11 protein-coding genes and 1 pseudogene are annotated in these 13965 nt (G+C 62.1%); 8 read left to right on the top strand and 4 right to left on the bottom strand.

Features of this window, described 5'->3' with window-relative positions; genetic code table 11:
* The first annotated feature begins 67 nt into the window (after nucleotides 1-67).
* From ALIDE2_RS13790 to ALIDE2_RS13800, 4 genes are all read left to right on the top strand, one after another.
* Nucleotides 68-553: a hypothetical protein gene (locus ALIDE2_RS13790; protein ID WP_148262971.1), complete on the top strand. Its 486-nt coding sequence runs from the start codon at nucleotides 68-70 to the stop codon at nucleotides 551-553.
* Nucleotides 534-3521: an N-6 DNA methylase gene (locus tag ALIDE2_RS13795; protein WP_013722327.1), complete on the top strand. Its 2988-nt coding sequence runs from the start codon at nucleotides 534-536 to the stop codon at nucleotides 3519-3521. The genes ALIDE2_RS13790 and ALIDE2_RS13795 overlap by 20 nt, the downstream gene beginning before the upstream one ends.
* A gap of 12 nt (nucleotides 3522-3533) precedes the next feature.
* Entirely contained in the window at nucleotides 3534-4241 is a 708-nt protein-coding gene (locus tag ALIDE2_RS25015) for a hypothetical protein (protein ID WP_013722328.1), read from the top strand.
* Nucleotides 4242-4564: 323 nt separating this feature from the next.
* Nucleotides 4565-7162, top strand: a complete 2598-nt coding sequence (locus ALIDE2_RS13800) for a DEAD/DEAH box helicase (RefSeq protein ID WP_013722329.1) — start codon at nucleotides 4565-4567, stop codon at nucleotides 7160-7162.
* 749 nt (nucleotides 7163-7911) lie between these two features.
* On the opposite strand, the pseudogene tnpC reads toward ALIDE2_RS13800, so the two are convergent.
* From tnpC to ALIDE2_RS13820, 4 genes and pseudogenes are all read right to left on the bottom strand, one after another.
* Nucleotides 7912-9427, bottom strand: a pseudogene (tnpC, locus tag ALIDE2_RS13805) (IS66 family transposase).
* An 82-nt stretch (nucleotides 9428-9509) separates the two neighbouring features.
* The gene (tnpB, locus tag ALIDE2_RS13810) at nucleotides 9510-9842 is read right to left on the bottom strand and encodes an IS66 family insertion sequence element accessory protein TnpB (RefSeq protein WP_013516300.1); all 333 of its coding nucleotides are present in this window, start codon (nucleotides 9840-9842) and stop codon (nucleotides 9510-9512) included.
* Nucleotides 9839-10267, bottom strand: a complete 429-nt coding sequence (gene tnpA / locus ALIDE2_RS13815) for an IS66-like element accessory protein TnpA (protein ID WP_013516301.1) — start codon at nucleotides 10265-10267, stop codon at nucleotides 9839-9841. Before tnpA ends, tnpB begins: the two co-directional genes overlap by 4 nt.
* A 54-nt stretch (nucleotides 10268-10321) precedes the next feature.
* Nucleotides 10322-10846: a hypothetical protein gene (locus tag ALIDE2_RS13820; RefSeq protein ID WP_013722330.1), complete on the bottom strand. Its 525-nt coding sequence runs from the start codon at nucleotides 10844-10846 to the stop codon at nucleotides 10322-10324.
* 494 nt (nucleotides 10847-11340) lie between these two features.
* Between ALIDE2_RS13820 and ALIDE2_RS13825 the strand changes: the two genes are divergently transcribed.
* The 4 genes from ALIDE2_RS13825 to ALIDE2_RS13845 all read left to right on the top strand — a co-directional run bounded on the left by ALIDE2_RS13825 (nucleotide 11341) and on the right by ALIDE2_RS13845 (nucleotide 13843).
* Entirely contained in the window at nucleotides 11341-11943 is a 603-nt protein-coding gene (locus ALIDE2_RS13825; RefSeq protein ID WP_013722331.1) for a hypothetical protein, read from the top strand.
* Between the two features lie 70 nt (nucleotides 11944-12013).
* Nucleotides 12014-12262, top strand: a complete 249-nt coding sequence (locus ALIDE2_RS13830; protein ID WP_013722332.1) for a hypothetical protein — start codon at nucleotides 12014-12016, stop codon at nucleotides 12260-12262.
* Nucleotides 12259-12852, top strand: coding sequence for a hypothetical protein (locus ALIDE2_RS25460; RefSeq protein WP_238530019.1), 594 nt, complete (start codon nucleotides 12259-12261; stop codon nucleotides 12850-12852). Before ALIDE2_RS13830 ends, ALIDE2_RS25460 begins: the two co-directional genes overlap by 4 nt.
* Nucleotides 12839-13843, top strand: a complete 1005-nt coding sequence (locus tag ALIDE2_RS13845; RefSeq protein ID WP_013722334.1) for a DUF7146 domain-containing protein — start codon at nucleotides 12839-12841, stop codon at nucleotides 13841-13843. Before ALIDE2_RS25460 ends, ALIDE2_RS13845 begins: the two co-directional genes overlap by 14 nt.
* Nucleotides 13844-13965: the final 122 nt, after the last annotated feature.

Below are 13965 nucleotides of genomic sequence, written 5' to 3' on the forward strand. Positions count from 1 at the left end.
CTGTCGCAGCCAAATCTCCGCGCAGTACTGCATCAAATCTGGTGCAGTACTGCCTATAATTCGTGTAATGGCAGGACTTCAATATCAAGCAGTGCATATACGCGAGTTACTGGGCGTCAGTCGCACTGATGTCCAGCGCTGGCTCAGCACGCTCCCGCCATTCAGTGAGTCGCCTACCCAGGCTCGAACCGCGCGGACTTTCACCATCAGCGATCTTGCGTTCTTCAGCATCGTGGCCATGCTCCACAAGCAGCTGGAAATGCCGCTGCGAACCATTGCCTGCTTCTCAGCCGACCTGCACGCATTGCTGAATGCTCCAGCCGCTTCAAACACCATGCCGACACGTTACTTTGCGAACCAAGTCGACGGCCTCTGGCAAATTGGCACCGAGATTGACGGTGCCGTATCGCTGACTATCGATTCAGCGCCGATCTGGCGCGCTGTCTATGAATTTGTGGGGCTGGAGCCCAGCCCCCAGTCGCATCTTCCGTTCGGCCTGATGGCGGTGCCCTCACCTTCTGTAGAGCAGCCCAATGCACGGCGCACTGGTTAACACTCTGCAAAGGCTTTGCGTGCCGCCAGAGTCAATCGTCGACTTTGGTGAGAAAGCGTCCGCCCGGCATCTGCGGTACATGGACCTGCTGCCCGGCGAACGATCGAGTGTTGTTGCGGAGCCGCTGCCCGAAGGTGCCGTGGAGGTCTCCGGAAAAGCTGCGGTTTACGTAGTTCGAAGGGAGCTGCTGGCCGGCCCGATCGAAGGCCAGAAGCTTGCGCAGTTGATGCGCACCGTGGCTTGTCGAGCCGACGCCGCATACCTTGCAGTGATTAACGCTGGCTCGACAACCATCTACCGAGTGGGCTTCTACGCGGAAGGCGCGATGCCCACGGTCGAGTCAACCGTCGAGATGTCAGATCCGAATGGGTTGCGTGGGCTGCTCAACGACGCAGCAGGCGGTGACGAACAGGATGTGGACCGCCTCTGGCTTGACGATTTGCTGTTCAAGCTGCTGACCCGGTCGGCTGACGCGCTTCGCAAGGCTTGCAGTCAGACGGAACTAAGCGACGAAGAGGTGCTGTCATTGATCGGTCGTGCGTTATTCACGCGATTTCTGGCGGATCGAGACATCGTTCGAAGCTCTGACCTTGATGCCATCGTCCGAGGTGCCGTCAGGCCTGATCAGTTGTTCGAAAATCCTCAAGCCCTAGTCCGAACTTTCGAGTGGCTGGATCAAGTATTTAACGGCGACCTCCTGGAACTACGGTCGAAGGACTACGAAGGCCTGATGCACGCGCTTGGGACGGCTGGTTCCAAGGTCTGCGACATCCTGTCTAACGTCATGGTGGGCTCCTACGACGGCCAGTTGTCACTGGACTGGGGTGGCCTGCGCTTTCAACACATTCCCGTGGATGTATTGAGTCAGGTGTACGAGCACTTTGCGCACCGCTACATGCCTGCGAAGGCGAAGAAGACCAGCATTCACTACACGCCGCGCGCCATTGCTGAGCTGGTTGTGGATGGGGTCTTCGGCGCAACCGCTCAAGAGAAGCGGCATGAAGTCACGGTGCTAGATCCGGCAGTTGGTGCTGGGGTATTCCTCGTACTGTCATTTCGCCGGCTCGTCGCCGAGACGTGGATGCACACCGGAAGCCGACCGAAGCGGGGAACGATCCGTGCGATCCTGACGAAACAGCTGTGCGGACTGGACATCAATCCGATCTCTATCAAGGTCGCAGCACTGAGCCTTTATCTTGCTGCACTGGAGCTGGACCCCGAGCCGCAGCCGCTGAGCGATCTGCGGTTCGAGCGTCTATTTGACAAGACACTGAGGTGCGTGGATGAGAAGTATCTCAATGGGGCCAAGGACGCAGAGCTTGGAAGTCTGAGCATGCAGCTACGCTCGATGGGGCCGTACGATATCGTTTTGGCCAATCCTCCTTGGACGAGGCTGCCGGGTCGTCTGAAAAAAGACCTGGACCGGACGGCCTACGCTGCCGACGAGAAGGCACCCCAAGGTGCAAAGAGCCTTGTGCCGAACCAGTGGCCGGACCTCGCCTTCATGTGGCGGTCAACCCAGTGGTGCAAGCCCGGGGGCGTGATCGGTTTGCTCGTCCATGCACGACTTCTGTTCAGCAGTGAGACCGCACAAGCTCGTCGGCATTGGTTCTCGATGACACGGGTGACTGGCATCTTGAACGGGATGCATGTGCGCCAGGAGCCGAAAATCTGGCCGTCTAATAGTCAGCCATTTTGTGCGCTGGTGTCCATCAATTTACCGTCAAAGCCGGCCGACTCGTTCTACTTCCTCTCGCCTCGGCGGGAGCCGGCCCTTGGCAGACGACGGGAGATCCGTCTCGATCCAAAGGCCGCCATTCCTGTGCCGATGGAACTGGCAGTCCACGATCCTCACGCATTCAAATCGCTCTCCCGGGGCAGTGCGCTCGACCTCGAACTAATCGGGCGGATCCATCGCGTTCCGCGCATCCCGATGAAGGAGTACTTGGACGAGCTTCATCTCGGGCTCCGGCAGGGCTTCATTCCAGGCGAGCAGGAGCTTCAGTATGCCGCGCATCTTCGTGGCCAGTATGTGCTAGAGGCTGCTGACAAGCCAACGCTTGTCGTGAATACAAGGCAACTGTCGAAAATCGAGTCGCGCCATCCTGAGCTCAAGTTCCAGTGGCCTCGTGACCCTGACATCTATCGAGGGCCCCTTCTGCTGTTCAGAGAGGCGCCCAAGCAGCAGACTGTGCATCGTGGCGCCATCTACTGTGACAGCGACGTGGTGTTCAGCCGCTCGTTCTACGGGATGACCATCCCATCAAATCGAGCGTTTGAGGCCGACTACCTGTACGTGTTGTCATATGCCGACCTGCTGGCGTATTGGACATTGATGACGAGCTCGAAGTTCGGTGTCGAACGCGATATCTATAACCAGGTCGACTTCCTCAACTTCCCGGTGGTTCCACGTACCGAGCTGACAGCAGCGCAGGAAAGTCTCATCTCAAAAATGGCTGCGGACCTCAAGAGTGGCAAGCCGTCCTGGTCTTCGCTTAACAAGCTGGTCGCGGAAATCTACGAACTTTCGTCTTTTGACGAGGAGCTCATCGCTGACGCCCTGGAATTTGAGAATCCATATCCGGCCTCCAAGGCTCGCGCTTTGGCCTTGATTGATGAGGCAGACCCTCGCATCCACGCGTTCGCGCGAAGCATTGCATCTATCATCTCCGAGCTTGAGGATGTGGAAGTCCACGGCATCCCATGCGCTGTGACACCCGATGGCGACCGGGTGTGGCAGTTTGTTCGGCTGACTGCTGGCGCCCAGGCTGCGCTCGATCGTGAGCAGGTCCATGCCCTTTTGCAGCACGCGCCTGACACATTGATGTCCTCAGAGATCCGACTTCAGCTCGGTCCACGTGACTGGTTGATCGGTCGTCTGCGTCAAGGCAGGTACTGGTCTCGCAGCCAAGCCCGCCTTCTTGCGTTGGACCTGATCCATCAGGGCTTGTTCTCGTCCGAGCATTGAGCGGCAACCGGCATGTCCTTCAACCTCGGAACGCCTCCAGTCGGACTGCCGCCATATTCGCCATGGACTGCACGTCATTTGCGGACAATTGAACGCGCTATCGCCATTGCGTGGGGGCGACTGATGAGCCAACCAGCTTTCGTCGCATGGGTTCAGACAGCCATTGAGCGCGACATCACCATCCAGCTTCAAAAGCAACTGGTTTTGCTACTGAACACCAACGAGGTGCGAGGCTTTTCTGCAGCTTTTTTCGCACCTCCCATACGTGGCCAGGAGGTAGAGAATCACTCTGGATCTGAAAAGGAAAAAAGGCCGGATCTGACCTTTCATCGCCTGGCAGCAAGGCCGGTGGACACGCAGAACGCTCAGTTCTATGAGTGCAAGATCATCGGTCGTGGGCGGACGCTTGACGACTATCACGACGAAGGTGTCATGCGTTTTGTGGATGGTCGATACGCCTGGGCCATGCCGCATGCCGGCATGATTGCCTACGTGTCACCACCTCCCCCCGCAGTCGCGGACGTCGCACTGAGTGGCTACTGGACAAAAGCTCGTTCAGGCGCACTCGCCAGTGGCTTGCTTACAGGCAAGCTCCAGGTAGACGCGGCAACTGGGCCGACGGTTGCGATCAGTATTCACCAGCGAACGTTCCCGCTGCCCGATCAGCAGCATCCAGGCGACATCGCCTTGCGCCATCTATGGTTGTCAGCGGTGGAATAAACGCTGCGCCCCCTTTGGCCGCCAGGGCTGTTCTCAACATCGGCTTTGGCAGGAGCTGACACCGAAGTTCGGAATCGCAACGTCCCTTGTCAGTCTGAAGCTGCCACGCCAGAGGTAGGTTCTGCAGCGATAGGCGTCGTCCACCCGCGGACCGCCAAAGACAGATCCGCGGCAGATCGCTGCCACCAATGAGCCTGATCACATTTTCACGGTGCTGATTTCTGCTCCGTCGTGACCCAATGCTGCATTTACTATATGAGTCTCCGGGGCGAAACGGTGCGTCACCGGTGGCGCTCGAACGCTTCTGCAAGGATTTATCTCTCATGGCATTCAAGAAGCCGACAACTCACGCTGCTGTTCCAGAAAGCCCCGACCGGTTGTTTCGCGATCTTCCACGACGCAAGCACGCCAGCTTGTTCGATCATCAGGGGCAGGTGCTGCGCAACTACGTGGCGCACGCGTTGGACGTGCCAGATGTAGCGCTGCAACTACCAACCGGCAGCGGCAAGACGTTGGTGGGTCTCCTTCTGGCCGAGTGGCGGCGGCGCAAGTTCCGCGAACGCATCGTCTACCTTTGCCCTACCCGGCAGCTTGTTCACCAGGTCGCTGAGGAAGCGTCGGCGAAGTACGGTCTGACCGTTGAGCCGTTCACGGGCAAGATCAAGAACTACTCACCAGAGGCAAAGACCGCGTACCAGGACGGCGACCGCATCGCCGTGACGACGTACAACAGCCTCTTCAACACCAATCCGTTCTTCGATAGCCCGGACATCATCATCATCGACGATGCCCACGCTGCCGAGAACTACATGGCGAGCCAATGGACCTTGCGCGTGAGCCGGTTCGAGCCGAATGACAAAGCGCTGTTCACGGCCATGGCAAGCGTGATCAAGGCAGTGCTTCCTCCGCACAACTACACCCGCCTGACCGGCGACTGGCAAAGCGTTGACGACATCAGTTGGGTCGATAAGATCCCGGGCCACTTATTAACTGAAATCGCGGCCGAACTGCGGGCTACCATAACCGCGAACGTCGGCGATACGGATCATCGCTATTCATGGCGCATGTTGGCCAACCATCTCCATGCATGCCAGTTGTACGTCTCGTCCAGCGAGATCATGCTGCGACCGCTGATCCCGCCGACTTGGTCCCACGGTCCGTTTGCCGGCGCAAAACAGCGGATCTTCATGTCTGCCACACTGGGTGCAGGCGGAGACTTGGAGCGACTCACCGGACGTCCGCGGATCAAGCGCCTGCCAATCCCCGAGGGGTGGGATCGCCAAGGCATCGGGAGGCGCTTTTTCATGTTTCCGGAGAAGTCACTTACCGAAGAGCAGACGCTGCAGTTGCGGCGCGACCTGATGCGCAAGGCCGGCCGCAGCCTAGTGCTGACGCCCAACAAGCCGGACGCCGAAACGGTGAGCAAGGACGTGACCGAGCACCTGAAGTATCCGGTGTTCACGGCCGACGATCTCGAAGTCAGCAAGACAGGCTTTACGAGCTCTGCGCATGCAGCTGCCGTGATCGCCAACCGCTACGACGGGATCGACTTTCCCGATGACGACTGCCGACTGCTGTTTGTAGAGGGCCTGTCCCGAACGACAAATCTGCAAGAACGCTTCCTCATCAACCGCATGGGGGCGAACCTGCTGTTCAATGAGCGCATCCAGACGCGCGTACTGCAGGCAATCGGGCGCTGCACGCGTGGCTTGAACGACTATTCTGCTGTTGTGATCACCGGCGACGAACTGTCGGCCTACCTGACTGATCGCAAGCGTCGGGCGTTCTTCCATCCTGAACTACAGGCAGAGTTGGAATTCGGGGTCGACCAGTCGACCAGGATCACGGCGCAGGATCTGCTCGACAACTTCGCTATCTTCCTGGACCACGATGAGGACTGGGAAGAAGCGAACCAGGGCATCCTTGATGCGCGCGAAGCAGCGACGCAGGCCAAGTTCCCCGCCATGGACCAGCTGGAGGCGGTCGTGGCCCAGGAAATTGCCTGGCAGACAGCCATGTGGAACGAGGACTACATCAAGGCCTACGATGCGGCGCGCGATGTCCTAGGCGGCCTCACCGACCCGGCCTTGCGCGGCTACCGCGCGCTGTGGCACTACTTGGCCGGCACATCGGCCGAGGTTGCCTCGGCCGCAGGGGAAGCAGGTTTCGACACGCACGCGCGCGCCCAATACCGCAAGGCCAAGGAAGCCGCCGCCGGCATTCCCTGGCTCATCGGGCTGGCCCGCGGCGGCACAACAACAGCGCCAACGCCCGAAGAAGTCGGTCACGGCACGCTGCTGCTGCAGGTCGAACAACTGGAAGCACAACTCGTTAAGCTGGGCACGCTGCACAACCGCGAGTTCTCTGCTCGCGAGAACGCAATACGCGAGGGGCTGAAGGACGGCAAGACCTTCGAGCAAGCTCAAGTTCTCCTGGGTGAGCACCTGGGCTTCAACGCAGGCAAGCGGGAAGACGACGCCTCACCTGACCCCTGGTGGATCGTCGGCAACATAGCGCTGGTCTTCGAGGATCATGCAAACGCCAAGGGTGAAACATCCACAATCGACGCCACCAAAGCGCGCCAGGCCGCTTCTCATCCCGACTGGATGCGGGAGCATGTGCCTGCATCGTCTGGTGCGCAGATTCAGCCGGTACTGGTGACGCCAGCGAAGAAGGCCAAGGACGGAGCGATGCCGCACCTAGCCCGCGTCTCTCATTGGGATCTCGACGATTTCCGGCGGTGGGCAGACCAGGCTCTCGTCACCGTCCGAGACCTCCGCAGGGATTTTCATGAGTCCGGCGATCTCGCTTGGCGGGCGCAGGCAGCCCAAGCACTTAGTGACAGCCGTGCCGACGCACCAGGCCTCTTTGCATGGCTGGCCGCACGGCCAGCTCGAGAGCATCTGACCGGCGTGCCCTGAGTTTCGCCTCCAAGCCCATCCATGCTTCCCACAGCACATCACTCTGCGAACACGGCGATCAATATCGCCGTCTTGGGCGAAGAGGCTCGCGAAATCGACGGGCAGGCTGTGCAGATTGTCAGCTCACCCCCGGGTGGTCGCGCGGATGTTCCGCGTCGCTGGCACCAAGAACCGGGAGCATGTTGGATGAACTGGAAGACGCGCTTAGGGCATTGCAGGCCGTTGTGGTGGAAGCTTCGTCGCCACCTGCCCGGACTGCAGCGCCCGCAGTAACCCGATTTGCTTTCCCGTCTGTTGGCGTCGCTGGGCATCTGGTCTCGTTGAGCACTGAAAGCAATCCCGAGGAACCGAGCGAGTAGCTCTTGTGCAGGATGTAGAGGTCGCAATGGAGATCAGCTCAGAACGTCTCGCGTAGCGTCTATAAGGCTGCTGTCGCAGCCTGGACGCCCGTTCCTGGAGGATTCATTGTCATCGTTAGTCAAGTGACCGGTTTCGGCCACAGCCGTCGAACGCCAGCTAACGGCGACTGTCTCAAACCAGCCCGAATCGGCCCCACACATGGCGCCCGCGAGGACAGCCGCTAGCCGGGACTGCGAGTTCGGCCTGCTGCCTGACAACAGCCGGTCGCCCTCCGTCTCCCCGGCAGAGGAGGGGCTTAGCGGCAGACCTTCTGATTGATCAGATTTCTGTCTGTTCTGTAAGCGCACGGCAAACCCATGTTGACCGCCGCTGGCGGCCATGGCTGATGATCAGATATCGATGGGTTGCCAGCGATGCGGCAGCAGTTCTTCAATCCGGCTGGCCTTGTGCGTGGGCAGCCGGGTCAGCACATCCTTGAGATAGGCATATGGGTCGTGCCCGTTCATGCGCGCTGACTGGATCAGGCTCATCACGGCGGCCGCCCGCTGGCCCGCGCGCAAGCTGCCGGCGAACAACCAGTTCGAGCGCCCCAGGGCCACAGGCCTGATCTGGTTTTCGATCCAATTGTTGTCCGGCGGCAGCTGCGGGTCATCGACGAAGCGCGTGAGCGCTGCCCAGCGCTTGAGGCCTGTAGTCCAGCGCCTTGGCCGTCGCCGAGTTGCCCGCCACCTGCTGGCGTTGCAGCACCATCCACTGGTGCAACGCGTCCAGAATGGGCCGACTGTGCTGCTGGCGCACCTGCAACCGCTCTGGTGCCGCCAGGGGCTGAACTTGCCGTTCGATCTCATAGACCCGGGCGAACTGCATCAGGGCCAATTCGGCGATCTGGCTCTTGCCCGCTGCGTGCAGGTCGAAGAACTTGCGCCGGGCGTGTGCCAGGCAACCGGCTTCGGTCACGCCCTGGCTAAAGCTGGCCTTGTAGCCGGCATAGTCGTCACAGATCAGGCTGCCGCGCCAGTCCCCCAGAAAGGCGCGGGCGTGTTCTCCGGCGCGGGACTCGCAGAAGTCATAGACCACGGCCCGCGTGGCTTCAAACGCTCCCGGGGCATAGGCCCACAGGTAGGCCCGGTGCGTTTTACCGCTGCCCGGCTTGAGCATGGCCACCGGGGTCTCATCACCGTGCAACACCCGGTGGCCGAGCACCTCGGCCTTCAGGGCATCGACCAGCGGTTGCAGCCGCGCACCGCAGGTGCCTACCCACTGCGCCAGGGTGGATCTTGGAATCGCCAGGCCGGCGCGACCAAAGATGTTCTCCTGCCGGTACAAGGGCTGGTGATCCTGGTACTTGGCCACCAGCACTTGGGCCAGCAGGCCGGCAGTCGGGATGCCTTTATCGATCACATGGGCCTCGACCGGCGCCTGGGTGATAGTTTCGCACTGGGTGCACGCCCACTTGCCACGGATGTAGCGCTCCACGGTAAACACGCCGGGCACGTAGTCCAGCTTCTCGGCCACGTCTTCGCCGATGCGCTGCATCCGGCAGCCACAGGCGCAGGTGGTCGACTCAGGCTCGTGGCGGATTTCGCGGCGCGGCAGGTGGGCCGGCAGCGGCTGGCGTTTGGGCTGTTGCTTGGCTTCGGGCGCAGCCGCAGGCGGCTGGAGTTGCTCAATCTCGACAGCGACCGCCGCCAGGTCGGCATCGATCTCGTCTTCCAGCAGGCTCTTCTGATCGGCGCTGTGCCGCTCGGATTGGGCGGCGAACTTCAGCCGCTTGAGCAGCGCGCACTCATAGGTGAGCTTCTCGTTGAGCGCGCGCTGGTGACGCAGTTCGGCCAGCAGGCGCTGGGTCACTTCGCGCAGTTGCTCTGCGTCCAGTTCGCTCAGGGCTTGCTCGTCGATCACCATGGCTGGCAGTGTGCCCGCTCACCCTGGGTCCAGCCATTGACGCATCTCCCGATTGCCACGGCCACGCCCTTGCGCCGACGATTCAGACCACGCTGATGGCACCTTGCGAGCCCACACGCTGCCAGGGCAGGCCCAGCACCAGGGCGTTGAGCTGGGCGTGTTCCAACGCCACGTTCGGACTGCCCGCAGGTGCCCAGACAAACTTGCCCTGGTGCAGCCGGCGCGCGGCCAGCCACAGCCCCACACCGTCATGTACCAGGACCTTCAGGCGATTGGCTCTCTGGTTGGCGAAGACGTAGGCATGGTGCGGGTGGGCCGCGCCGAAGGTGGCGATCACCCGCGCCAGGGCCGTGTCCGTGCCCGCGCGCATGTCCAGCGGGGTGGTGGCCAGCCAGGCCTCATCGATACGGATCACCGCAACAACTCCCGCAGCATCTGGGCGCACTCGGCGGCGCCAGACAAGGGCCAGTGCACGGTCACGGACATGCCGGGGCGCTGGCATTCGATGCGGATGCCGTCCGCTGGCGTTGGCAAGGACGCGGATGGCAGCTCACCAGCAGACGCCGGCGGTACTGCGCTCAGGTCGATGGGGATAAAGGCCGGGGGTGGGGAAGCAACGACTGCAGTGCTGACGCCAGCTTCAAGACGGTGAAATCCCTGCGCCCATTCCTTGAGCCAGCGGTGTAGCACGTTGGCGTTCATGCCATGTTGCAGGGCCACCGCCGCGACCGATGCGCCTGGCTGTCGGCAGGCAGCCACCAGCTCGGCCTTGAATTGCGGGGTGTAGGTGCGGTGCGTGCGCCGCTGCGCATAGCGCGGGGTCTGAGGGTCTTTGAGCATCGTGTCCACGCCAATGTTGCGTGCACACGATCTTGCTCAGCCTTACCACCTCATTCAAGATGGGTTCGCCAGCCGCATACCGATGTCGACTGCCTGCGCTGTGATGACCTCATGGATTTCCAGGGTCTGCAGCAAAGGCATCAATTGATCCAACTTGCCCAGGATCTCAAGATACCTGCGACTGCTGGAGGACAGCACGCCCACCTCCAGTTCCAGGGCAACCGTGTCATAGGTAGCGACGCTCGTGATGCCGTTGGCTTTAAACAGAGCCTCGGCCCCGTCAATAGCTTGGTTCAGTTGCTCGGCAACCTTGTCCACCTGTTCTCGGATGAGCGTCTCGACCTTCGCGACGTCTTCATGATTGAGCCGGGTTCGTGAGATCACCGAGATGAAATGGATGCCCAGTTGAAAGGTATTGAAGTACCTGATGAACAGGCGCTTCCCCTCGGCGCTCGCAAAGCTGGCCTTGATTTTCAGGCTCGCGGCCTCCACTCGCCGGAAGTCGGCCTTGGTTTCCCGGGCAAGGATGCGGGCATTGACACCCCCTTGGTCGTGCTTGACGAAATCGAGGTCGGCCATGGTCATCTTCTCCTGGTGCAACGCGCTTCGGAGAAATGATCGGCAAGACGTTCGCGCATCGCCACGCGAAACGGCCACGAAGTCGGGCTGCTTTCGGCATCGGGGTGGGCGGATGGCGCTTCGGGCATTGACGCACAAGGGTTCGGCCCCTACCGTGGGAGGCATGCAGTAGCTGGCCCTGCACCCCCTGGCAAGCCCTGGAGTTCCGCCGGCACGGTCTGAGCGCGACACGCTCTGGATCGCTGTCTCTAACCAATGCTTCCCGTCGGCGGCTTTCGAGGCCAGCCTGGGGGCAGTCACGCCCTCGGCCTGGCGCCGAAAGCTTTCTCCCTGCCGGTCGCTGGCGCACCGGTCCCACGGCGCATCGCGCCGTGTCCAAGCCAGCCTTGGAATCCCTGATCCGCCACACGGATCCGTTCATTCATCCACCCCCTGGGGGCTAACAGCCCCTAGATCGGTGCGTTGGCTCCTGCCGTCATCCCAAGGAGCCAACCATGCTGAGCCCCAGCATCTCATCCGAGATCCGTACTTGCCCGCCGATGGGAATCCTGTCCGAAGGCATGCACGCCGAGCGGACGGCCTTCCAGGTCCTGCTCGAACGGCTGCAGGCTGGAAATGCGCACGTCGTTCCACTCGCAACTGCCGCGGCAATGCTCGATGACCCCGACGACAGGTCCCCCGTCGAATGGAGCGAGGAAGACATCGTGCTGCTGCACTGGCGGCTGCTCAAGGAGATCGGCCGACTGGCAGATCCCGAGACACCGCTCGAAGATAAGTTCGACACGCTGCGCTGGGTGTTCACCGAGCGCGAGAAGGATCGCAAGCCATTCAGTTTCGTCTCCTGCCTTCGCGTGGTGGGCTGCAGCCCTTTGTCGCCCCTGCCGTATTGCGGCTTGGTCGACGTCGAGGAAGTCCGGGACGTCATCCGCTGTGCCATGCGCAGCTGGCTGCGCCAAACCCTGATGCGCTACCCGAGCTGGGTGCGTGAGGCCATCGTGGACCACCCCGAATGGATCGAGTCCCGTCTGGCCCGCAACCCCCAGTGGATCAACGAAGCGATCCGGCGCACTGCCCTCGAGGGCGATCTTTTCGCCTGACTGCTCCGGCCTGAAACCCCAATCCGTGGGGCGCGCCCCGCCCCACCCTGCAACTTGAAAGGAGTCCACCATGACCGAATGGAAGGACGTTTTCTGCCTCCTGGCGATCTTCGTGGCCTACGGGTTCGCCGGCCATCTGGACTACCAGGATGCCATCGCGATGGAAGAAGCCATGCGCGAGGACACGCCGTCTCACTGCTCTGCGCCCGCGGGCGTGGCAGCGGAAGGAACACCGCCGCTTGCGGCCGACGCACGGACTGTTCGCCTCGGCACCACGGCGGCGATTTCTCGCCCGGCCTGTGGGCCGGACAACGAATGAAGGGTCGAACCATGCACTATGCCGCACGCCACCCGAACCCGTCGGAGGCCTTGCTTCCCGTCAGGGCGCTGGACGACATCGAATACCTCGTCAAGGAAAGCGAAGTCGTGACCGGCCAGGCCGGCAGGGCCTTCGTCATTGCCGGTGCCGACCGGCTGATCTACCGCGTGCACTGGCACCCGCTGGGATTCAAGGTCGAGCGCCTGGACGTGCACGGCGACATCCTGGACAGTCGGCACCTGCTTCCCCGAGTTTCGAGCAGCACGGCCTGGCCCAGGCACTGGCCTGCGGCCAGCTGTTCACTGCATCGGTGTCCCTCGACATCGACGGCAGCGCCTGATTTTCGCTACTCGCCAGCGGGTCATCCCGCTGGGGACGGAGCCCTGGCCTCACAGGAGATCTCCATGAAGATCCAAATACGCATCAAGCAAGAAGGCATCCTGCGCCCTGAGCGCGGTGCCTTCGCCGACCGGCCCACGCCGGTCACCGACCTGGTGAAGAACACCCGGCAGGCAGGCGCGCGCCCCATCACGGCCGGCCACCACGCCGAAAAGCGGAAGCAGGAGGGAGACCGCCATGCTGAACGCTGAATACACCGCTCGCGTGGACGCCGTCAAACGTCGCGCGCACGGGCGCTGGACCGAGATTCTCGGTGCCATGGGGATCCACGAGCGCATGCTCAAACGCAAGCCCATGGCCTGCCCCGTGTGCCGCGACGGAGAGGACCGGTTCCAGTACACCGACAAATTCGGCGAAGGGAACTACCACTGCCGCAAGTGCGGTCCAGGCGGCGGCTTCAAGCTGCTGCAGGCCTGCAAGGGAATGGACTTCCACACCGCGCTGTGCGCCGTCGAGAAACTGCTGGGGGTTCTGCCTCCGGCCAGGCCGGCCGATGAGCCGACGCCGGACCGGATGAAGAAGCTTGCGCAGCGCATCTGGAACGAGGCGCGCCCCATCACCCTCGGCGACGAGGTGGACCGCTACCTGCGTGGCCGAGGACTCGCGCTCCGTACCTATCCGCCCTCGCTGCGTTTCCACCCCGCGCTGGGCTACTACCAGAAGGAGGGCGCTGCCAAGTCCCGCAAGGTCGCCGAATACCCCGCCATGCTGGCCAGCGTGCAGGACGCGCAAGGCGCGGTGACGCTGCACCGCACCTACCTGCGCGATGGCCGAAAGCTCGATGCGCCAGATGCAAAGAAGGTGCTGAGCAGTGGCTTTGCTGGTGCCGCCGTGCGGCTGGCCGAAGCGACCGACGACCTCGCGGTCTGCGAAGGCATCGAGACCGGCATCGCGGTGTTCCTGGCGACCGGCAGGCCCGTGTGGTGCGCACTCAGCGCAGGCAACCTCGAAAAGATCTGGATCCCCGAGACAGTCGTCAGCGTGGGCATCTACGGCGACAACGATGCCGACGGCGACTTCACCGGCCAAGCCAGCACCTACGCGCTCGCCCGCCGGCTCATGAGGGAGCCCTGTCACCGCGGTCGCCGCGAAGTGCGCCCGCATCTGCCCCGGCGCATCGGCTCCGACTGGGCCGACGTCTGGCGGCAGCGGCAGGAAGCCCTGCTGTTGCAGGCCGCGTGACCCTTGCTGGGATGGGCATCTCGCCCATCCCGCCTTTTCAACGCAGATTCGCCTCCCGCGCGTCTGCGCTGAAAAGGTGTCTCCCCTGGTCGCTGCCAGACCAGGCCGTTCACGCGGCGAAG

It is taken from the genome of Alicycliphilus denitrificans K601, assembly GCF_000204645.1.
GTDB classification, from domain to species: Bacteria; Pseudomonadota; Gammaproteobacteria; order Burkholderiales; family Burkholderiaceae_C; genus Alicycliphilus; species Alicycliphilus denitrificans.